Genomic DNA, 21,483 nt, shown 5'->3' with positions numbered 1-21,483 from the left:
CTGGCCGCTGTCCACAGGCCCCATGCGAATGTGGTTCGAGTCACTCGGACCACAGTTTCTTTCGGATTGCGAAGATGTGCGGATCTTTTTCCGGAATCCGCGGTGCACCGGGTCGCGGAGTGGGCAGACTGGTCTCACCAGGCGGCGAGGAGGTCGCACCGGCTTCGGCTCAACGGCGAGCTGAGGGCGGGACACAGCAGAAGCAGGACATTTCGATTCGTTGACAAAGGAGTCAGCCATGAGCACCAAGATCACTATCACCGCTGAGCGGGCCCCCCGGCAGGATGAGGTCTTCACGGAGGACCTGCTGCAGTTCCTGGGGCAGCTGCACGAGGAGTTCGGCCCTCGCATCGCCAGCCTCCGGGCTGCGGGGGAGGCCAGCGTGGATGCTCGCGGCGAGGCCGAGGACTTCGCGGCCTCATGGTCGGCGCTGGTGGGCAAGCATCTGGCGGAGCCGCCCTGCACCTTCATCACCCCGCGAGGCCTGGCGCGTGCTGAGGCCAGGATTCAGTCCGACGGCGAGGCATCTTCGGCAGGAGTCGTGGACTTCGGTCTGCACCTGCACCGCAACGGCCGCCGTCTGCTGGATGAGGGCCGCGCCCCGTTCATCTCACTGCTGGGCCTGGAGTCGGAGGATGAGCTGCGGCTCTGGCAGGACCTGTTCCAGCGGGCTGAGCAGCTGCTGGACCTGCCCGGGGGAACCATCCGTGCAATCTGCTTCAGTGCCGCCGATGCGGAGGAGGAGCAGGAGACCGCAGCGGTCCTGGCTGCCTGACACTCCAGCAGTGGGACTGGCCAGAGGCGGGTAGTCCTATCTCACTGCGCCTTCCGGCGGCGCAGGATCAACGCGACGATCGTGGCACCCGCCAGGGCGCCCAGGGCGAGTCCGCCCGCGCCCCAGGCCAGGCCGACTTGGTTCGCTTCCGTGCCGGAGGCAGCCTCGGGGGCGTCGTCAGCATCTCCGTCCTCAGCGACAGTGCCGTAGCCAGAAACCCGGGTCTCGGAGTAGTCCGGAATGTTCTCAGGGTCGCCGTACTCTCCGGCGCGCTCCAGGCTGTTACCGTCAGGCCAGCCGCCGCCCACGTCGCAGTGGAAACGGTCCCGGGCGGCCTCCTCGCCCCTCAGCTCCATGGGCTGGGAGCGGGCTGAGGCGGTGGTGCCCTCCTCAATCTCCACTTCAGGCTCGTGCAGACCGCCGTCCTCGCGGGAGGCGAGCAGCGCCTGGTCGAGGAGGCGGTTGCCCAGAGCCAGCCCCTGCAGCGCCCGGTGGTAGGAGTAGTCCGTGAGCACTTCGGAGGGGTCATCGGCCCCAGAGGCCTCCTCGATTACGCTTTCCCAATCCTGCAGGGACTCAGCGTCGAACCCTTCAAATGCCGCGGTGACATCGACCAGGTGGTCCTCCGGCCGGGAGCAGGCGGCATACATAAGTCGCTTGTACGTCTGCGTGGCGTACTCGGTGGCCTCCTGCTCGGCGAATTCAGGGTCCAGGAACGTCGCAGCGGCCCCTGAGGTGAGGTACCGGTGCTGGGTGTACTCCACCGGCAGTTCCTCGGTGCCGATCGCGACGGGGATGTAGGGAGCGGTGGCGGCGGCGGTCGGGGCGACCCACAGAGTGGCCAGGTCCGGATCCTCGAGGTCATCGCGCAGCTCGGCGACTTGTCCATACCCGGCACGGTCGTCTGACCAGCGGGGGTCACGGTTGAGCCGTTGCATGTCCTCCAGGGTGACCCCGTCGAACTCGAGCAGCTCCTCCTCCAGAGAGATGGGGTTGCGGTAGGGAGCCGGGTCGTCCGGGTCAGCGGTCTCGTTGACCGCAAACTCATCGGCGGGGAACGGCTGCCCGTAGACGTCCTGGAGGTTGAAGTCCTCATCCTCGTGCGGGTCGTACCAGCCCTGCTCCTCGGCAAACTCAACCAGGTTCTCGGAGCCCATAAAATCCGGGTGGTCCTCCTCCACGGCCTCGACTGGGAACTCGTGGATGTAGCCGGGGTAGGAGACCCGCACGTCCTCGGGGCCGAGCCGCTCCGCCGCCCAAAGGCCCTCGCCGCCGGCGAACTGGACGAACACCCAGCCCTCCTCCTCGTCCGCGAACATGTGGGAGTTTCGGCCGTAGGTGGTGTAGCCGTGCTCATCGATGAGCGTCCCGATCACCTCTACCGCCTCCCGTGCGCTGGCGGCCCGCTCCATGGCGAACCGGGAGAGGTCCGAGTACTGAGGGCCGGTCTGGCCCTCCGGGGTCATGTCCCAAAGTTCTTCGCGGGAGTTGGACCACACGTCGCGACCAGCCACGTTGTGCTCGTTGAGCCCGCCGTTCATCAGCGGGGCCGGGAACCCGGCGAATTCGGAGTAGTTGGAGGTGATATAGCGGTAGGTGTGATCGACCTGGGGGATTTCAGTCAGCTCGCCAGGCATATCGGCGTCCTCGGTGGCGCCGACCTCCACTGTTGCGCCCTCAGGATGGTCCTGGGCGGGAACGATCTCCAGCCAATGGCTGGAAGGCTCGTGGCCGAAGCCGCCCAGCAGGGTGTGGCCAGCTTCGGTGAGATTCTTGCCGACGTAGAACGCGATGGACTTGTCTGGGTCGTCGAGTTCCGAGGAGACGCGGGTGTTCCCGACCTCGGGCTGCTCCTGCTCGGCTGAGGCGGGGGCAGCGATGCTGAGGGCCAGGCCGGCTGCGGTGAGCCCAGCAAGGGCTCGGGCTGTGATGCCCTGAACCATAAGCTGCGTACTTCCTTTTCGGTTGTGCAGGACTTCTGCGATGTACCTGTGCGGTCACAGAGAAGCCCCGGGGAGACGGTGCTCCCCGGGGCCCATGCTAAGCCGCGTATGACGCGGTGGAGGCTGTAAGCCGACGGATCAGTCGGTCAGGCCATCCACGTAGTCACGGTTCTCATCGACCCACTCCTCGACCAGGTCACGGGGCTCGCCGTCCTCATCGCCGCCGAAGGTGTGGCTCAGGAGATCGTTGAGCATTTCGGTCTCCATCTCGAAGTTCTCGAGCCACTCAGCCACCTCAGGGTGATCCTCGGAGAAGCCGTCGCGTGCCACCACGTTGACGCCCTCCTCATCACCGAGGGTGCCCTCCGGGTCCTCAAGGTCGCGGATGTCGTACTCGCCGTAGGTCCAGTGCGGACGCCACAGGGTGACGACGACGTTCTCGCCGTCGTCCATGTGGCTGTCCAGCTCGGCGATCATCGCGGAGGTGGAGGAGGTGACGAAGTCCATGTCCTCCAGCTCGTAGGTGGGGATGACCTCATCCTCGGTGGCTTCGGTCAGGCCCGCACCGGGCTCGATGCCGTAGATGGTGTTGCCGAACTCGTCAGCGTTGTCAGCCAGCTCCTCGAGGGACTCGATGGGAGCGTCGTCGTTGACGGCGAGGGTCAGGTACACCTCGTCGTTCCAGGCGCCGAAGTCCTCCAGGTCGTCGCCGTACTCGTCCCAGTAGGACTCGTGGGTGACGGGCAGCCAGGCGTCGAGGTTGATGTCGTAGTCCTCGTTGGCCAGGCCTGCGTAGGCGACCCCGGGCTCGGACTCCTCGATGGTGACGTCATAGCCCTCCTCCTCCAGGACGATCTCCCAGAGGTGGGTCGCGACGATGCCCTCTTCCCAGCCGGCGAACATGGAGATGGTGATCTCCCCGCCCTCATCGGCCTCGGCGCCGTTGTCCTCGGTTTCGCCGTTGTCGTCGGCGCATGCGCTCAGGGCCAGGCCGAGCACGGAGAGCACTGCGGCTGACTTGATGAACTTCGAAGTTGCGAGTGTCATCTTTCGATCCTTTCTTCCTTTGTTCCTATTCGGGTGCGGACAGGTCTGTCGGTGCCGGACACGCTCAGTGATTGCTGCCGGTGCGGCCGGAGTAGGCGGTGATGCGGTCCAGGAACATGGCCAGGACGACCACGCAGATGCCGGCTTCGACGCCGAGCGCCAGGTTGTTGCTGGCGAGTGCTCGGGTCACCTCGCCGCCCAGGGCGCCCGCGCCGACCATGCCGGCGATGACGACCATGGACAGGCCCAGCATGATGACCTGGTTGATGCCGGCCATGATGGTCGGCACCGCGAGCGGCAGCTGGACCTGGCGGAGGATGCGCGGGGTGCCGGCTCCGAAGGCCTCGGCGGCCTCCACCACCTCGGAGTCCACGCCGCGGATGCCCAGCTCGGTGAGTCGGGCCGAGGGCGCCATGGAGAACAGGATGGTCGCAACCATGCCGGGGACCACGCCGACGCTGAAGAACGCGATGGCCGGGATCAGGTAGACCATCGGCGGCATGGTCTGGAGGAAGTCCAGGATCGGCCGCAGGATGGTGGAGAACGTCTTGGAGTAGGCGGCGGCGATGCCCAAGGGGACGCCGACCACCACGGAGATCAGGGTGGCGACGGTGACCAGGCCGAGGGTGTCCATGGCCTCTTCCCAGAGGTCCACTCCGAAGATCAGGACCATGCCGGCCAAGGTGCCCAGCGCCAGCTTCCAGGATTTCGCGAGCCAGGCGATGCCGGCGAAGACAAGGGCTGCGATGTACCAGGGCGGCAGGTGCAGTCCGCCGAGGATCAGCCCGAGCATGAGGGTCGAGCCCAGCCCGAGCTTCCACGACCGGGTGATGAAGTACAGGGCCGCGCCGATGACGAGGGCGAGGATGAGCGGAGCCCACTCGGGAACCTCGAAGGGCAGCACCGCGGCGAGCCCGTCGGTCACCAGGTTGAAGAGCATCCGCATGAGGTCGGCGAGCCAGCCCAGCGGGGTGTCGAAGACCTCCTGGACCCAGTCCTCAGCGGTCTCGGCCCACTCGCCGAGCGGGATGCGGAAGTCGATCGCCTCGTCAGCCATCACGCACCCTCTCCCTCAGTCTTGGCGGTGGGGGTGGTCTGGGGCTCGGGCACCACTGGGGTCGTCCCGGTGGTCTCGGGAGGCGACATGGCCTCCAGCAGGTTGCTCAGCTTCACGTATCCCATCTGTACGGGCTCGCCGTCGCGGCCGTCGCCCTCCACGGCGACTGCCCCGTCGGAGCGGATGGCGACCGGGACCAGCTCCTGCAGGGTCATCCCAGCCTTGACGGTGGTGGCCCTGGCCCGGGACTGCTCCTCGGCTGAGAGGGCGGCAGGCGGGACCATGACGGACTCGGCGGTCAGGACCCTGGTGCGGTCCACATCGGCGATGAAGGAGGCCACGTAGTCGTCCGCGGGGCGGGAGAGGATGTCCTCCGGGGTGCCGATCTGGGCGATCCTGCCGTCCTTCATCACCGCGATCCGGTCTCCGAGGTACATGGCCTCGTTGAGGTCGTGGGTGATGAACACGATGGTCTTGCCCAGCTCTTTCTGCAGGTGCAGCAGCTGGCCCTGCATCTCGCGCCGGATGAGCGGGTCCAAAGCGGAGAACGCCTCGTCCATGAGCATGATGTCGGTGTCGGCAGCCAGCGCCCGGGCCAGCCCGACGCGCTGCTGCATGCCGCCGGAGAGCTCGTCGGGGTAGTGGGCGCCCCAGCTCTCGAGGCCGACCTTGGACAGGATCTCCTCGGCCCGGGCCCGCCGCTCGCCCCTCTCCACGCCCTGGATCTCCAGGCCGTAGGCGGCGTTGTCCAGCACGGTGCGGTGCGGGAACAGCGCGAAGTGCTGGAAGACCATCGCCAGGTGCTCGCGCCGCAGGCGGCGCAGTTCAGTCCTGTTCGCCGCGGTGATGTCCTGGCCCATGATCTCCACCACGCCGTCCGTCGGCGGCTGCAGGCCGTTCAGCGTGCGGATCAGAGTGGACTTGCCTGAGCCGGAGAGGCCCATCACCACAAAGATCTCGCCGGGCTTGACGTCGAAGCTGGCGTCAATGACAGCGGCGGTCCCCTGAGACTTCAGCTCCTGCCGCGTCGCGCCCTCTTTGAGACGCTTCACGAGCTGCTTCGGCCGCCGGCCGAAGGCTTTGTATACGTTCTGGACGCTCACTGCTGGTGCAGCGGCATGACCACTTTGGCTCAAAACCTCAGTCTCCCTCTGGTGCAAGATTCAACACTTCAACATAGCAAAGCCTGTGTTGCACCTGGGTGAAGATGAAGCGACAGGTGTATTGCACCTGGGCTGCCCGGACGGTCATCGGCCTCCTGCAACGGCAGGCATCACGCCGGTCTCGGGTCGGCGCTGCCCGGCCAGCGGACCCCTGCGGTGGACTCCCTGCTTGACGCTGTAGCGGCCGTGCACCAGCCAGTACAGCCCCAGGTTCAGGGCGACGACGACGGCGCAGGCGCTGTACATCGCCTGGTACCCCACAGCCTCCACCACCGGTCCCAGGGTGAGCGGCGCGAACCCGAAGCCGACGTCCATGCAGATGAAGAAGGTGGAGACGCCGATGCTGATCCGGTGGGTGGGCAGCGCGTTGGCGATCACCGCCTGCAGCGCCGGCAGCATGGTGCCGAAGCCGCCGCCGGCCAGCAGCCCGCCCACGTACAGCGCCCAGGACCCCGGGGCCCAGGCGGTCAGCGCCATTGAGCCCACGAACAGGCACAGCGCGGGGTAGATGACGGAGTTGTCCCCGAACCGGTCTTGGATCCGCCCGGTGAACAGCCGGGTCGTCAGCATCCCTGCCGAGTACAGCAGGAAGTACACGGAGGCGGCGTCGAGCATGCCCAGCTCGCGGGCGTAGCCGTTGAGGAAGGTCATCACCGAGGCGAAGGTCAGCCCCAGCAGCATCGCCACCAGGGCGACGGCGAAGATCCTCGGCTCGATGATGTCTGAGGGGCGCAGCGACAGCCGCTCCCACCAGCTCGCCCCGGGGCGCTTGATCTCCGGGATGCGCATCAGCAGCGCCAGTCCGAAGGCCAGGGCGGAGAGGGCGCTGACCACCCAGAACATGGCGTCGAACCCGTAGCGCTCAGAGAGCTGGATGGACAGCAGCGGGCCCAGGGCAGGCGGCAGGGCGTTGGCCAGCAGGTAGTAGCCGGAGCCCTCCCCGCGGCGGGACTTCGGGATGATGTCGAAGACGGAGGCGGTCAGGGCGGTCTGCGCGAACCCCAGGGCGATGCCGTGAACGATCCGCACCGCGATCAGCACCTCGTAGGAGCCCACGGCGAGATAGGCCACCGTGGCGAGCGTGAAGACGGCCAGGCAGCTGATCATCACAGCCCTGCGGCCCAGCGTGTTGACGTACTTCCCGGCGAACACGCGGGCGCCCAGGGCTCCCACCACAAAGGAGCTGGCGGCGAACCCGGCAGCTGTCTCCCCGGCGGAGAACACGGAGGCTGCGTACACGGCCATCCCGGTGACCAGCGTGAAGAAGGTGGTGGTGATCAGCAGGTTGATCAGGGTGGCGAACAGGAAGTCGCGGGTGAACAGCTGCGGCTTCGGCGCAGCGGCCGCGGGCTGCGAAGCGCCTTGACCCTGCGACGTATCATCAACCACGTCTTTGATTGTCCCATGAGGAGCCTGCCCAGATGCCCGACGCCGTCCTTCCCGCCGGTCAGCGTGCGCTGATCGCGGAGTTCGGCACCCTCGCAGAGGTCATGGCGTTCCACGCCCATGTGAAGGCCTCCCCGCTGGCCGGGCAGACGGAGGCGGTGGCCGCGGCGCGCACTGTGCTGCTGACCTTCCGCTCCCGCCGGGAGACCGTGTCCGCAGCTAAGCAGATCCGCCGACTCCGGCCTCGTCCGCCTCGGGCCGAGAAGGCCCGTGAGGTCCAGGTCCGGGTCCACTACGACGGCGAGGACCTCGAGGCGCTCGCCGAGCAGCTGAGCATCACCCGGGAGGCGCTCATCAGCTGGCACATCCGGACCGTCTGGGTGGGCGCCTTCGGAGGGCTCGCCCCCGGTTTCGCCCACTGCGTGCCGGAGGAACTCGTCCGGCGGAAGCGGCCCCGAAAGTCTGAGCTGCTGGCCGGCGGCGCGGAGGTTCCTCGGCGCGCCTCTCCTCGGACGAGGGTCCCGGCGGGGGCGGTGGCGCTCGCCGGGGAGTTCTCCGCGGTGCATCCGCGCTCCTCGTCCGGCAGCTGGCAGCTGATCGGCACCAGTGACGCCCCGCTCTGGGACCTCACCCGCAGCGGTCAGGAGGGGCCGGCGCTGATCCGGCCCGGAGATCGCGTGCGCTATGTGCCGGTCACAGAGCGCATTGAGGTGGCAGAGCCGGCATCGCCGGCCTCCGGCGAGGTGCGCGATCCGGTGATGGAGGTGATCACGCCCGGCGCGCAGGCCCTGGTCCAGGATGTGGGCCGCCGGGGGTGCGCCGAGCTGGGGGCACCCCGCTCGGGCGCCGCCGATGTTGCTGCGCTGCGGCAGGCGAACCAGCTGGTCGGCAATGACGACGGCGCCGCGGCGTTTGAGGTGCTCTTCGGCGGCTTCGAGCTGGAGGTCCGACAGACCTGCGTGCTGGCGGTGACCGGTGCGGAGGCAGACCTGGAGGTCAGTGCCCCGGCGCCCCAGGACCGCTCCAATATGGCGTTCAGCGGTACTGGGGCGATTTCCTTGGAAGAGGTGTGGGAGTCTCGGGAGGTGCCGCAGCGGGCTCCGTTCTGGATGTATGCCGGGGAGCGGCTGAGCATCGCCGCTCCGACGGCCGGAATGCGCAGCTATGTGGCCGTCTCCGGAGGGCTGGAGGCCCCACGGGTGCTGGGCAGCCGATCCACGGACACGCTCTCCGGGCTGGGTCCGCCCGCCGTGAAGGCGGGGGACCGGTTCGCGCTGGACGGGGTGACCTCCCGCTTCGTCGGGATCGCGGACGTGGCCCGCACCCCGCTGCCGGGGGCGGGGCCGGTGGTGCTGCGGTTCGTGCCTGGCCCCCGCGAGGCCTGGTTCGGCGACGCTGACCGTCCGCGTCGCCGCAATCCAGGTGTGGAGGCGCTGCAGCGGCAGCGGTGGACGGTCAGCAGGGACGTTGACCGGGTCGGCGCTCGTCTGGTCCCCGAGGACGGTGAGCCGCTGGAGGTCACCGCAGAGGGGCGGCTGCCCAGCGAGCCGGTGGTGCGCGGGGCGATCCAGGTGCCCCCGAACGGCGAACCCGTGCTGTTCCTGGCGGATCACCCGGTGACCAGGAGCTGCCCGGTGATCGGCGTCGTCGTGCGTGAGGATCTTGGCCTGGCAGGACAGCTTCCGCCCGGCACCTCGGCCGTTTTCCAAGCGGTGGATCCGGAGACCCTGCAGCCAGTGTGACCGGCGGCACGACGCCCGTCGCAAACCTGAAAATTTACTGGGCAGGAGTACCGTACAAGTTCATGCGGACTCACAGACCCTGGCTGTACGGGGCCATCGGCGTCGTTGTGCTGCTGATGCTCCTGGTGCCCTACACGCTGCTGAGCGAGGTCAACGCCTGGTACGGCAGCTTCCTGTTCTGGACAGTCGGCGCCCTGATCGCGCTGGTCGCCGCCTTCGTCTCCCGGGCGGGCAAAGCCGCCAGCATGTCTGACTACTTCCTCGGCGGCCGCCGCATGGGCGGTCTCGTCTCCGCGATGAGCTACTCGGCCACCACCTACAGCGCGTGAATGGATCGCTGTGGCTCGCGACAAAGACTCAGAAGGCTTTGAGTTGTTTCTGGAATATTTCAGAAGACGCAGATTTTGAGGTTGCTATGCACGTTGCGGCACTGTTTTGTGAACGGCACGTAAAACATTCGCTGAGTCTTTGACCTTCATTCATGGTGCCATCTAGGTTTAGTGCAAACGTTCTCGCAAGCTATCGCACAATGGTAATCGGGGCCTCACTGAGGGTGTCCGTCCTGGACTGGAGGAGCGCAGTTGGATCTGAAGGAAGTCATCATCTGCGGTGCCGGAATCGGCGGCTTGACGGCTGCTGCTGTTCTGCGCCGTCGCGGTTTCACTGTCACAGTACTGGAGCAGGCTGAGGAGCTGGGGGAGGTCGGTGCTGGAATCCAGATCAGCCCCAACGCTATGCGCATTCTCCAAAGCCTGGGCTTGGGAGACGAACTGCTGCGGCTCTCACCCCTGGTGCAGGAAATCGCATACCGTCGATGGGACAACGGTCAGGTTCTGGGCAAGACTCACCTGGGAGGTTATGCCCTGAGCCGCTACGGTGCTCCGTACCTGCAGCTGCACCGTGCTGACCTCCACTCCCTTCTGCATGCTGATGCCGTCTCCGAGGAGGCGCCCGGCCAGCCCTGTGTCGTCAAGACTGGGATCCGGGCAGAAACAGTGGAGGGCATCGACTCGGACCGGCCCACAGTGCTCGACCAGAACGGCACGCGCTATACCGGCGACCTCGTCATCGGTGCCGATGGCATCCGCTCAGCTGTGCGGACATCCATCGGTGCTCCGGACGAAGTGCTCGACTCCGGCGACATGTGCTTCCGCGTTCTCTTTGACGGCGCCGGCGTGCTGGCAGACCCCGTGACCCGGTTCTTCGCAGACAGCCAGGTTAACAACTACTGGGTCGGCCCCGATAAGCATCTCGCTGTGTACCCCATCCGGAACAACCAGTACATCAACTTCGTCGGGATGCTCCCAAGCGATGAGGAGATCTTAGCGGTCGGACGTCGACAGGCCCCCGTGGAGGACCTCATCGCGGCCTACCAGGGGTGGGACGATCGTCTGCAGCACCTCTTCGCCAAGAAGAACTTCGGGATCCTGCTCTTCTCCCTGATGCGCCAAGACTCGTTCTCCGAATGGACGCGGGGCTCCGTGGCGCTGCTGGGCGACGCATGCCACTCCATGGTGCCCTACGTGGCGCAGGGCGCCTCCCAGTCCGTCGAGGATGCCTACGTGCTCGCCGAAGAGCTTGGCGAAGCGTCCCATGACATTCCCAGTGCCCTGGCGAACTATGCGGCGCGGCGCGCTCCCTACGCACATCAGGCTCAGCACGCGGCGCTGTCTAATCAATACAAATGGCACCTGCACGACGGCCCCGAGCAGGAGGCGCGTGACCGGACATATGCCCTCGAGCCTGACCCGGTCGAAAAGACCCTCGACTCCGTCTACTCCGGCACTCCGTTGAAGGCGGCTGAGCCCAGTGCGGTCTGACTCCAAGTCAAAGATGGGACGCTGTACATGAAGCCCGCCCCCTTCACCTATCACCGTGCACGCTCCGCAGAGGATGCCGTCCGGCTGCTCGCCCAGCTCGGAGAAGAGGCCAAGGTGATCGCCGGAGGCCAAAGCTTGGTTCCAATGATGAGCTTCCGCCTGGCCCGCCCCGAGCATCTCGTGGACATCACTGCGATAAAAGAGCTGCGCTACCTGCAGCGCGACAACAACGGCCTGCACATCGGAGCCCTCTGCACCCACCACGACGTCGAGCGGGCCGACGGCGTGCTGGAGGGCTACGAGGTGCTCCGAGAGACCATGAAATGGGTGGGCCACCTGCCCATCCGCACACTGGGCACCGTTGGAGGAAGCATGGCCCACGCCGACTCCACCGCCGAGTGGAACCTTCTGGCTGTGCTGCTCAACGCCGTGATGGTGGTGGAAGGCCCAGCTGGGCGCAGAGAGGTCCCAGCGGAAGACTTCCTCTTCGGTCTCTACATGACAGCTCTGGAACCTGACGAGATCCTGATCGAGATCCGCTTCCCGCAGCCCGCCCCCCACGCTGCCGTCACCGAGTACGCCGAGCGCGCCGGTGACTTCGCGGTCGTCGCGGCAGGCGTCAGCCTCACCATGGAAGGCAGCCGGCCCCAGGGCGGACGCATCGTCCTAGGGGGCGTGGCGCCCGCTCCACTAAGGGTTACAGCCGCAGAAGAGATCCTTCAGGCGCGGAGCATGGCCCACGACGACCGGTTCCAGAAGTGCGGGGAGGCCGCCTCACATGCTGTCGAGGAATTTTTCGCCAGCGGAGGCGAACCCGACCCCCACGACATTTCCTATCGGTCCTCATTGGCGAAGCGTCTGGTGATCGAAGCATGCCGGAGCGCCTTGGAGAAGAAGTCCCGGGCGCCCCTTGAGCAGAAAGGGCAGAAGCAATGAAGCCCAATAGCACCAAAACCCTCGTCGGCTCCTCTGCTGCCCGCCGTGAGGATCCCCGTCTGCTCAGTGGACGAGGACGTTTTGTCGACGACATGCACGCACCGGGAATGCTCCATGCCGTCTTCGTCCGCTCCGCCCACGCGCACGCCCGTCTCATCGGCATCGACTCAGCGGAGGCACAGCAGATGCCCGGCGTCGCAGCGGTGTTCACCGCGGAGGACCTTCGTCTGGGGCCTATCGTCGCAGGCCTCGACCGTCCTGCTAAGGAATGGGCTGAGACGGCGATGCCCATTCTCGCCTCGGGCAAAGTTCGTTTCGTAGGGGAGCCGATCGCCGTCGTCGTAGCCTCCGACCCCTATGCCGCAGAGGACGCGGCGGAGCAGGTCGATGTCTCCTACGATCCGCTGGATCCCGTGCTCGGCGATGATCAGGCGCTCAGTGCAGGAGCTCCCGTCGTGCATGAGGAAGCGCCTCAGAACACGCTGGTGGATGTTTCACTCTTCGCCACAGAAGGCATCGACAGGATCCTCGATGAAGCGCACACCGTGGTTGAGGTGGACCTGCGGACTGGACGGCAGAACGCCCTGCCCTTGGAAACCCGCGGTGCGCTCGCCCAGTGGGATGACCGCAGCGAACAGATGGTGGTCCACACCTGTACTCAGACGCCCCATCAGGTCCGAACTGTTGCTGCAGAGTCCCTGGGCCTGCTGGAGCGGCAGGTTCGTATTGTGGTGCCGGACATGGGCGGCGGGTTCGGGCAGAAATGTGTGGTCAGCCGAGAGGAAATCGCCACTGCCGCTGCAGCCCTCCGGCTGCGCAAACCTGTGAAGTGGATCGAGGACCGGCGCGAGGCGCTGACCGCTGCTTTCCTCGCCCGGCAACAGCATTACACTGCACGCGCAGCATTTTCCTCCGACGGTGAGTTTCTTGCCCTGGACGTGGACGTGATCTGCGACATGGGCGCCTACTCGGTCTATCCCTTCACGGCGGGGATCGAACCGCTTATGGCCTCGGCTGAAATGCCGGGCGTCTACCGCCTCGGCGCGTACCGTGTGCGGGGGCGAGCTGTGACCACCAACAAGGCGCCCACAGCTCCCTACCGGGGAGTGAGCCGGCCCCAATATGTTCTGCTGCTCGAGCACATTATGGAGAGGGCCGCTGCCGAGCTGGGTATGACCTCGGTGGATATCCGCCGGCGGAACCTCATCACTGAGTTTCCCTACAAGTCGGTCAACAACATCACATACGACCCCGGCTCATACCTGGAGTCCCTGGAGCTCTGCGAGAAGCTCGTCCAGGAGAGGGGATGGCCTCAGATGCAGCAGAAGGCGGCGGAGGAGGGCCGCCGCATCGGCATAGGCTACTCCTGCTTCAGCGAGCGGACCGGCTACGGCACCGGAGCCTTCGCCCAGCGGAAGATGAAGGCAGTTCCTGGCTTCGATCTCGCGGAGGCACGTATGGACTTCACCGGCGCGGTCACGATCACCTCAGCCACGATCAACCACGGGCAGAGCCATGAGACCACCATGTCCCAGATCGCCGCGGATGTTCTGGGGGTGGAGCTCTCCGCAGTGCGTCTCGAGCAGGGAGACACTGAGCGTGTCCCCTACGGCTGGGGCACTTTCGCCAGCCGCTCAATCGTGGTGGGAGGCAGTGCAGTGCGCAATGCTGCTAGCCGCCTCAAGGAGAAGATGCTGGCTCTGGGCGCCCACTTGCTTGAGGCTGAAGCCGATCAGGTGGAGATGCACCACGGAGGGGTCCGGGTGCTGGGCGAGCCCGAACGATCCGTTTCCCACACTGAGATCGCAACTGTGGCGTACCTGCAGGCGCAGCGTCTTCCGGAGGGGATGCCCCCCGGGTTGTCCGAATCGGACTCTTTCGACGTCTTCAACGACGGCACCTTCTCCAATGCCACCCACGCTGCGCTGGTGGAAGTTCATGAGGGAACCGGTCAGCCAGAGATCCTCAGTTTCCTCTGCGTCGAGGACTGTGGCGTGGCCATCAACCCTCAGGTGGTGGAGGGCCAGGCCCGCGGCGGAATTGCTCAGGGCATCGCCGGCGCCCTCTTCGAAGAGATCGAGTACGACGCTGCCGGTCACCCCCTGGCCGGCAGCTTCATGGACTACCGAACCCCGACAGCGCAGGAGATCCCCGATATTGAGATTCACCATCTGGAGACCCCGTGCTTGTTCAACGAAACTGGGGCTAAAGGCGCCGGAGAGGGGGGAACGATCGGAGCCCCGGCGGCCGTGGTGAACGCTATCAACGACGCCTGTCGGGGTACCGGTGCGGAGTTTTCGCACGTGCCGATCACCTCGCGGGACATTCACGCCGCCCTCTTCGCTGCCACCACGACTTCCAAGCTTCAGGAGGCCTGATGCAGACCCGAATGTCAGAAAACAAGCAGCTGTTGACGTTGCAGGTCAACGGTGAGGACCACGAGGTGATCTGTGATCCCCGGATGACCCTCGTTGATGTGCTTCGCCACGAGCTGTTCCTCACCGGCACACACGTGGGCTGCGAACACGGAGTCTGTGGAGCCTGCACTGTGCTCGTCGATGACAAGCCCGCGCGGGCATGCCTCATCTTCGCCGCACAGGCGGAAGGGCGGGTCATCCGTACGGTGGAGTCCCTGGGGACACCCGAGGAGCTCAACGACCTGCAGGAGGAATTCTCCCGCCACCACGGGCTGCAGTGCGGCTTCTGCACGCCCGGCATGCTCATGCTGGCTGAAGGATTCCTTGCCGAGGAACCCAACCCTTCGCGCGAGCAGGTCAGGGAGTGCATCTCCGCGAACCTCTGCCGGTGCACCGGCTACCAGACCATTGTCGACGCGGTGGAGTGCACCTCTAAGCGCCGTCAGTCGGCAGATTGTTCCGGATGCAGCTTCGCCGCCGCAGTTCCGCAGAACAAGGAGGAAAACCAGGCATGAAGTTGACCAACCAGGCACAGGTCGCCGCCCCGGCAGATGATGTCTTTGCTGTCTTCACTGATGTCGAACGCGTCGCCTCCTGCCTTCCCGGAGCTGTGATCGAGGGGCAGGAAGGTGATGAGCACCTCGGGCGGGTCAAGATCAAGGTGGGACCGGTCTCTATGACCTATGCGGGACGGCTCCGGTTCTTGGAGGTGGACGAGGGCAGCCGGACACTCAGGCTCAAAGGCAAGGGCGAAGACATCAACGGAAACGGTGACGCCGAAGCTGAAGTGACCGTCACTGTGGATGAGGACGGTGGGCAGGCTGCCCGGCTGCTGATTGAGACGGACATGGTCATCAGCGGCAAGATTGTGGCATTCGGCAAGGGGGCCATCAGCAGCGTCGCAGACCGCATCCTCCAACAGTTCGCCAACAATCTAGCCAACCTCCTCAAGAACGGAGAAACGGTCGAGGCCGCATCAACTCCGCGCACGGACGCTCCCGCTCAGCGGGCTGCCGCATCACCTGGTTCAGCGCCCCATGAGGAGAGCTTTGACGGTCTCGGCCTTCTGCTCCCCGAAGAGGCACGCAGGAAGCTAGCGATTGCCGGTGCCTTCGCGGCCGGAATGGTTCAAGGATGGCTGATCGTAAGAGCATTTGGGAGGCGCCGATGAGTAACTCCGAGTGCCCAGGTCATGCCTGAGCGCTCCGGCTCTCACCGTCACAGAGCTTAGAGAGATAGGTGACGGACGGCAGACAGGTTCCGCGTCCCTTTCAGCCGGTCCCTATTCACCCGCACCTTTGAAAGGACCATTGAATGGAAGAGACAAAACCGAGTACGTTGTGGCTCCTGGCCGCAATCCCGATCCTCATGCTTGCGCAGTTCATTGTGCCCTACACCCTCCTGACCGACGTCGACGCCTGGTACGGCAGCTTCCTCTTCTGGACGCTGGCGACCGTCGCCGTGATCATTATCAACTTCGTTGTTGCGTTTGAGTGGGAGGACTGAGCGATGGAAGCATCCTGGATCTGGTTCGGCGTGACCATTTACGTGGTCATCGCGCTTGTGGCGGCGGTGGCGTCCCGAGCAGGCAAGTCCAAGGACATGTCTGATTATTTCCTCGGCGGACGCAAGATGGGCGGCTTCGTATCCGCCATGAGCTACTCCGCCACCACCTACAGCGCCTTCATGATGGTGGGTCTGGCAGGCCTCACCTATGCAGGCGGCGTGGGCGCACTCGGCTTCGAGCTGCTCTACCTCTGCGGTGTGAGCCTCATCCTCATCTTCGGTCCGCGCTTCTGGCGAGTAGGACAGAAGTTCGGCTTTGTGACCCCCTCGGAAATGCTCGGTCACCGTTACCGCAGTCGGGCCGCCGGTATGACGACGGCACTTGCCAGCTGCGTCTTCCTGATCCCTTACGCAGGGGTGCAGCTGGCCGGCGTCGGCTACTTGCTCAGCGGTATGTCGGGCGGGGCGATCAGCTTCACCGCTGGGACGGTGCTGGCCACCATCCTGGCCATTCTGTTCGCCACGGTGGCCGGCCTCCGTTCGGTGGCCTGGACGGACTCCCTGCAGTCGATCATGATGATCGTCAGCGCGACGCTCGTGGTGGTCATCATTATCTGGCAGATGGGTGGCATCGGAACTTTCTTCGGCCGCTTAGAGGCCGAGCCTGGGGCTATGAGCGTGCCCGGCACCGGTTACTTCACCTTCAGCACGTTCCTCGGGCTGGCGCTTCCATGGATCTTCTTCGCCATCTCCAACCCGCAGGTCAGCCAGCGCCTCTACACCCCGGCCTCCATGAAGGATCTGCGCAAGATGCTCTTGGGCTTCCTGCTCTTCGGGTTCATCTACACGATGATTTCGGTGATCTGGGGCTTCACTGCAATGCTGGAGTTCCCTGACTTGGAGGCCGCGGATCAGGCTACTCCCACCTTGCTGGGCTCCGATCTGGTGCCGGTTCCGCTGGCCATCATTGTGATGATCGGCATTCTTGCCGCCTGTATCTCTACGATCGACTCGATCATGCTGACCCTCTCCTCCATGTTCACCCGTGACGTCTATGCCGTCGCTAAGAAGGGCACCTCGGAGAAGACTCAGCTGATCATCGGAAAGGCAGTTCTTCCCGTAGTCGCTCTGCTTGCGTTCTGGTTCGCCCACCTGGAGCTGGATCTGATTGCAGTGCTTTCCGTGGCAGCCTCTGCCGGACTTCTCGTCATCGTTCCGCCCACTGTGGGGGCGTTCTTCTGGAAGCGCGGCACCGGCTCCGCAGTGATTGTCTCAGTGATTGCGGCCGGGGCGATGGTGCTGGGCCTGGAGTACACCGGGTACCGATTCCTGAACCAGGGAAGCGGTGTCTGGGGGCTGCTGGTGTCCACTGCCCTCTTCGTAGGAATCAGCCTCGCTACACCTGCCCCCAAGGAGCGGGCAGAGGAGTTCATCACCAGCTCCAGGAAGCCGCCTAAGAGGAAGAAGAGCGCGGAGGAGCCTGACGAGGAAGAGGCCCTCGCGCCGTAGGCGCATCACGCGAACTGCACGTTGAAAAGCAAACGATCGCGGAAGCTCTTGCTCACTACGCATTGAGCACTAACTGACTCAGGAGCAATCATGAATATCCGACGCACATCAGCATCTCTGGCCATCCTCGGACTTCTGGGGCTAACCGCGTGTGGTGAAGTTGGCGCCGACGAGGACGCCGAAGCCGCCGACGGCGAGGAAGCCCCAGATCTCGGCGAGGGCGAATATTCCCTGGCCAGTATGGCTCAGGGGACGGCGTGGTACAGCTACGGCATAGGCGTCGCCGGTGAAGTCCAGGAGCACAGCGAGGACATCAGCAACATTGAGGTCCTGACCTACTCAGGCGGGATCGGCAACCCGGAGCTGGTGGCCGAGGGCGACGTCGATCTGGCACTGTCCTTCAACACCTTCACCGAATGGGCCTACGAGGGCGCCGAAGGTACGCCCTTTGAAGAGGAAGAGTTCGACAACCTCCGTGTACTCGTCGGCGGCATGGACGAGTACTACATGGGACTTATGGCGCCCGGCGGCCTTGAGGCCGAGACCCTCCAGGACGTGATAGACCAGGAAATGGGCACAGACATCTTCGCTCTGCCCGCCGGTTCAGCAGAGGAGGCGCTAACCCCCATGCTCCTCGAAGCCCACGGAAGCAGTCTGGAAGAGATTGAGGAATGGGGCGGCAGCATCGAATACACCGGTGTAGACGTCTCTGCTGACGCGGTCCGTGACGGCCGTGCGGACCTCTGGTTCCAGTCTGTGGCGGACGGCTACCCAGCGGTCACTGAACTGGCCCAACAGGCCGACATCGAGTTCCTTGAGTACACCGACGAGGCACTTGACCATCTTGCCGATGAATGGGGAATCACCGCTGAGACCCTCCCGGCAGGGACATTCCACGGCCAGGAGGAGGAGGTGCGGCTGGTGGGCTGGATGACCGGTCTCGTCACCTCTGAGGACATGGACGACGAGGCGGCCTACGCCATCACCGAGGCAGTCGTGGAGAACTACCAGAGCCTCGTGGACGCTAACGCAAGCCTTGAGCCGTTCGACCCCGAGCTGGCTGCCTCCGAGGAGATCAATGGCTCCGTACCGTTGCATCCCGGTGCTGAGCAGTACTACCGCGACGCCGGCCTCCTGGACTGAGGAGGACACGCATGACACATGCACCGGTCGCCCCAAGAGGCCTGGGATGGCTCTTCGAGTTGCGGGGGTTCCTCCACATATCGGCCCTGCTTGCTATCGCATGGTCCATATTCCATGTGTACAGCGCCGCCTTCGGAGCCCCCGATTCAATGGTCTTCCGGCCGGTGCACGTCGCTATGGGCACCGCGGTCGTCTTCGCCACCGCTCCGATGCTCCGCCGTTGGCAGAAGAAGGGCGTCGCTCCTGACGAGGCCATGGACGAGATGAGCATCCAGAGCGAATGCGACAAGCGTCCTGAGCCGGTGTGGATGACAGCCTTGGATCTGCTGCTCGTCATGGCCTCCTTGGGGATCGCTGCGTTCTACTGGCTGGAGGCTGGCCGCATTACCACGCGGGTGCAGTTTGTCGACAGTATTCTGGTGGTCGACGTGCTGGTCGGCATTGGCATCACCATATTGGTGCTTGAGGCGTGTCGCCGGATCGCGGGTCTGAGCCTCAGCCTCTTGGTGCTCATCTTTCTGGCCTACCAAGCCTGGGGCAATCACCTTCCCGGGCTCCTCTACCATCAGGGGCTGAGTCTGGAGCGCTTCGTGGAGCTGCAGTTCCTCACCTTGCAGGGAATGTTCAGCACTCCAGTCGGTGTATCCGCCGACTACGTCTTCTACTTCGTGCTCTTCGCGGCATTCCTCGAAGTGTCCGGCGGGGGCAGGCTGTTCATCAATATCGCGCTGGCTCTGACCGGGCGCTTCCGGGGAGGGCCGGCCAAAGCGGCCATCGTCGGGAGCGCCCTGATGGGATCGGTCAATGGGTCCTCGGTGGCCAACGTGGCCAGCACCGGGGTCTTCACTATCCCTCTGATGAAGCACATCGGATTTAAAGCACGGTTCGCAGCGGCAGTGGAAGCCATGGCCTCCACCGGTGGTCAGATCCTCCCGCCGATCATGGGGGCCGGTGCCTTCATCATGGCGCAGATGATCGGAATGCCTTACCACGAGGTGATCGTCGCGGCGATCATTCCCGCGGTGCTCTATTTCGTCTCAGCCTTCTTCATGGTGAACAAGCAGTCTGCGAAGGACGGCATCCAAGCCACGCCCAAGGATGAGCGGGTTGGGCTAAGAGAGATCATCACTCGCATTCATCTGCTCGCTCCGTTCCTCTACCTGGTCTATATGGTCCTCTCCGGCCGTTCCCTGATGTCCGCGGCATTCGAATCGATCGTGGTGGCGCTTGTAGTCGGGTTCCTGCACCGAGCTACCTGGTTCACGCCCTACGCGGTCCTCAAGGCGTTGGAGAACGGAGCGCGCAGGGCCGTGAGCGTGGCCCTGCCCTGCGCAGCAGCCGGCATAGTGGTAGGCGTCATCATCCAGACCAACATTGGACTGCGGTTCACCGAATTGATCTTCGCCCTCTCCGGAGGGCACGTGGGGCTGGCCCTGGTGCTTGTCGCCGTGGTCACTATTATTTTGGGAATGGGTATGCCCAGCACGGCCGCTTACATCATGGCCGCTGTGCTGACAGCGCCACCTCTGATCGAGATGGGCGTCGCTCCGCTAGTCGCGCACATGTTCATCTTCTACTTCTCCTGCTTGGCGATGATCACTCCGCCGGTGGCCCTCTCCTCATTCGCTGCTGCCAGCATCGCCGGGAGCCCCATCGCCCGGACCGGACTCACCGCGTTCAACATCAGTATCGCCGCCTACCTGGTGCCCTTCGCCTTCGCCTTTTCGCCAGCGCTCCTGCTGGAGGGCACGCTCGGTGAGACGGTGTGGTATACCTCCACCGCGCTGCTGGGCGTGTATTCCTTGTCCGCGGCTGTGATCGGCTATCAGTTCCGAAACTTAGCACGCATGAGGAGAGCCGCCTATGCCCTGGGGGCAATGGGTCTGATCTACCCGGGGTACTTCATGACCGGCTTGATGGCGGCGAGTGTGGCTGGCCTGCTCGCTTGGGACTGGTCTCGTCGCGGCCGTATACCCACTAAGCAGCGCCTTATGGCGTGAGGTGCGCCTCCGGTGTGACCACGATGCTCTGAGCTTCGGGGCGGTGCCGGTGCAAAGGCCCCTCGCTCATGCTGAACGACGCGCCCCGCGCGCTGGCGGCGTTCTTGGCTGCGATAATCTCGGCAAACATGGACACGGCGGTCTCTGCCGGTGTCGCCGCCTGGATATCCAAGCCCAGAGGAGAGTGCACGCGACGTCGTTCCTCATCTGAATGCCCGAGCCGTTCAAGGGCCGCGTTTCTTCTCGATGACGCGCGGCGGGAGCCCATGGCTCCGACGAAGTGTACGGCCGTCTCAGGCGTTCTCAGCGCAGAGTCGAGGACGGGAACATCCAAATCTGGATGGTGCGTCATCACGCAGACCGCAGTGAAGGAGCCCTCCTGCGCTTCGTTCTCCAGGAGCTCTCTGATGACGAACGGCGGATGCCCCAGGCGGATGTCGGTGCCGATCGGCAGCCGGGCCGTGGTCGCGAAATCCCGACGCAGGTCCACCAGGTTCACACGCCACCCCGACTGCAGGGCGATCTGTGCCAAGGCAGCCGAGTAGTCGTGAGCTCCCGAGAGAATCAGCCTTGGAGCGGCCGGGCGGTGCAGGGAGAGATCCAGGCCGAACTTTGGAACGTGCCGAGTGATAGAGGCTCTCTCCCGCGGATCTTGGGAAGAGAGCTGCTTGAGGGCCTCAAGCTCGCTGACAGAGGTCAGCGGCTCGATGAGCACCTCAAGCGTGCCGCCACAGGTAAGTGCCACCGAGCCCATGCGCTCACCGTCGGGACTGAAGACCTCGCGGACAGGCTCTCTGGAGATGATGCATTCCTGTGCGAGCACCGCCACAGCAGACTCTGCGCACCCTGCAGAGAGTGAGCCGATGATCTCCATGTCGCGGGAGACTGCCATAGAAGTGCCCACCGGCGCAGGGGAAGATCCTGCCACTGAGATGGCTGTGGCAACGGCCCAATTCTCGGGGTCCTCAAAGCACCGCGCGTACTCGGCAAGACGGTCCAGCATGATGCGCATATCCTTCGTCGGCAATCGGTTGCAGTA

The 21,483-nt window shown here is 64.8% G+C and carries 18 protein-coding genes; 12 read left to right on the top strand and 6 right to left on the bottom strand.

Annotation, left to right across the window (positions count from 1 at the left end):
* Nucleotides 1–238: 238 nt before the first annotated feature.
* Nucleotides 239–775 (top strand): aldolase/citrate lyase/malate synthase family protein, encoded by a 537-nt coding sequence (locus FWJ47_RS11420; RefSeq protein WP_147108380.1) that lies wholly within the window; start codon nt 239–241, stop codon nt 773–775.
* Between the two features lie 41 nt (nt 776–816).
* On the opposite strand, the gene FWJ47_RS11415 is transcribed toward FWJ47_RS11420, so the two are convergent.
* From FWJ47_RS11415 to FWJ47_RS11395, 5 genes are all read right to left on the bottom strand, one after another.
* Nucleotides 817–2,718, bottom strand: coding sequence for a C69 family dipeptidase (locus FWJ47_RS11415; RefSeq protein WP_147108377.1), 1,902 nt, complete (start codon nt 2,716–2,718; stop codon nt 817–819).
* Between the two features lie 138 nt (nt 2,719–2,856).
* Nucleotides 2,857–3,765 carry a glycine betaine ABC transporter substrate-binding protein gene (locus FWJ47_RS11410; protein ID WP_147108374.1) on the bottom strand — a complete coding sequence of 303 codons (909 nt, stop codon included), beginning with the start codon at nt 3,763–3,765 and terminating at the stop codon, nt 2,857–2,859.
* A gap of 64 nt (nt 3,766–3,829) precedes the next feature.
* Nucleotides 3,830–4,822: an ABC transporter permease gene (locus FWJ47_RS11405; protein WP_246126286.1), complete on the bottom strand. Its 993-nt coding sequence runs from the start codon at nt 4,820–4,822 to the stop codon at nt 3,830–3,832.
* On the bottom strand, nt 4,822–5,958 hold the full coding sequence (locus FWJ47_RS11400) for a quaternary amine ABC transporter ATP-binding protein (RefSeq protein WP_147108371.1): 1,137 nt from the start codon (nt 5,956–5,958) through the stop codon (nt 4,822–4,824). The genes FWJ47_RS11405 and FWJ47_RS11400 overlap by 1 nt, the downstream gene beginning before the upstream one ends.
* A 111-nt stretch (nt 5,959–6,069) precedes the next feature.
* A complete protein-coding gene (locus FWJ47_RS11395) occupies nt 6,070–7,374 on the bottom strand; it encodes an MFS transporter (RefSeq protein WP_147108368.1) in 1,305 nt (434 codons plus the stop codon).
* 32 nt (nt 7,375–7,406) lie between these two features.
* Between FWJ47_RS11395 and FWJ47_RS11390 the strand changes: the two genes are divergently transcribed.
* From FWJ47_RS11390 to FWJ47_RS11340, 11 genes are all read left to right on the top strand, one after another.
* Entirely contained in the window at nt 7,407–9,113 is a 1,707-nt protein-coding gene (locus tag FWJ47_RS11390) for a 5-oxoprolinase subunit B/C family protein (protein WP_147108365.1), read from the top strand.
* Nucleotides 9,114–9,175: 62 nt separating this feature from the next.
* Nucleotides 9,176–9,442 carry a hypothetical protein gene (locus FWJ47_RS11385; RefSeq protein WP_147108362.1) on the top strand — a complete coding sequence of 89 codons (267 nt, stop codon included), beginning with the start codon at nt 9,176–9,178 and terminating at the stop codon, nt 9,440–9,442.
* Between the two features lie 252 nt (nt 9,443–9,694).
* The gene (locus FWJ47_RS11380) at nt 9,695–10,933 is read left to right on the top strand and encodes an FAD-dependent monooxygenase (RefSeq protein ID WP_147108359.1); all 1,239 of its coding nucleotides are present in this window, start codon (nt 9,695–9,697) and stop codon (nt 10,931–10,933) included.
* Between the two features lie 27 nt (nt 10,934–10,960).
* Complete coding sequence (locus FWJ47_RS11375; RefSeq protein WP_147108356.1) at nt 10,961–11,869, top strand: FAD binding domain-containing protein; 909 nt, start codon at nt 10,961–10,963, stop codon at nt 11,867–11,869.
* Nucleotides 11,866–14,247 (top strand): xanthine dehydrogenase family protein molybdopterin-binding subunit, encoded by a 2,382-nt coding sequence (locus FWJ47_RS11370; protein ID WP_147108353.1) that lies wholly within the window; start codon nt 11,866–11,868, stop codon nt 14,245–14,247. The genes FWJ47_RS11375 and FWJ47_RS11370 overlap by 4 nt, the downstream gene beginning before the upstream one ends.
* Before the next feature lie 11 nt (nt 14,248–14,258).
* Nucleotides 14,259–14,801 carry a (2Fe-2S)-binding protein gene (locus FWJ47_RS11365; protein ID WP_147108350.1) on the top strand — a complete coding sequence of 181 codons (543 nt, stop codon included), beginning with the start codon at nt 14,259–14,261 and terminating at the stop codon, nt 14,799–14,801.
* Complete coding sequence (locus FWJ47_RS11360) at nt 14,798–15,457, top strand: SRPBCC family protein (RefSeq protein ID WP_147108347.1); 660 nt, start codon at nt 14,798–14,800, stop codon at nt 15,455–15,457. The genes FWJ47_RS11365 and FWJ47_RS11360 overlap by 4 nt, the downstream gene beginning before the upstream one ends.
* Nucleotides 15,458–15,600: 143 nt before the next feature.
* Nucleotides 15,601–15,792 carry a hypothetical protein gene (locus FWJ47_RS11355; RefSeq protein WP_147108344.1) on the top strand — a complete coding sequence of 64 codons (192 nt, stop codon included), beginning with the start codon at nt 15,601–15,603 and terminating at the stop codon, nt 15,790–15,792.
* Nucleotides 15,793–15,795: 3 nt separating this feature from the next.
* Nucleotides 15,796–17,301, top strand: a complete 1,506-nt coding sequence (locus FWJ47_RS11350) for a sodium:solute symporter family protein (protein ID WP_147108341.1) — start codon at nt 15,796–15,798, stop codon at nt 17,299–17,301.
* Between the two features lie 90 nt (nt 17,302–17,391).
* Nucleotides 17,392–18,444: a TAXI family TRAP transporter solute-binding subunit gene (locus FWJ47_RS11345; RefSeq protein WP_147108339.1), complete on the top strand. Its 1,053-nt coding sequence runs from the start codon at nt 17,392–17,394 to the stop codon at nt 18,442–18,444.
* 11 nt (nt 18,445–18,455) lie between these two features.
* Entirely contained in the window at nt 18,456–20,444 is a 1,989-nt protein-coding gene (locus FWJ47_RS11340; protein WP_147108335.1) for a TRAP transporter permease, read from the top strand.
* On the opposite strand, the gene FWJ47_RS11335 is transcribed toward FWJ47_RS11340, so the two are convergent.
* The gene (locus FWJ47_RS11335) at nt 20,434–21,456 is read right to left on the bottom strand and encodes an XdhC family protein (protein ID WP_147108332.1); all 1,023 of its coding nucleotides are present in this window, start codon (nt 21,454–21,456) and stop codon (nt 20,434–20,436) included. The genes FWJ47_RS11340 and FWJ47_RS11335 overlap by 11 nt on opposite strands.
* Between the last annotated feature and the right edge of the window lie 27 nt (nt 21,457–21,483).

Source organism: Nesterenkonia populi (genome assembly GCF_007994735.1).
Taxonomy (GTDB): Bacteria; Actinomycetota; Actinomycetes; order Actinomycetales; family Micrococcaceae; genus Nesterenkonia; species Nesterenkonia populi.
This window is presented reverse-complemented; position numbering and strand designations above follow the sequence as displayed.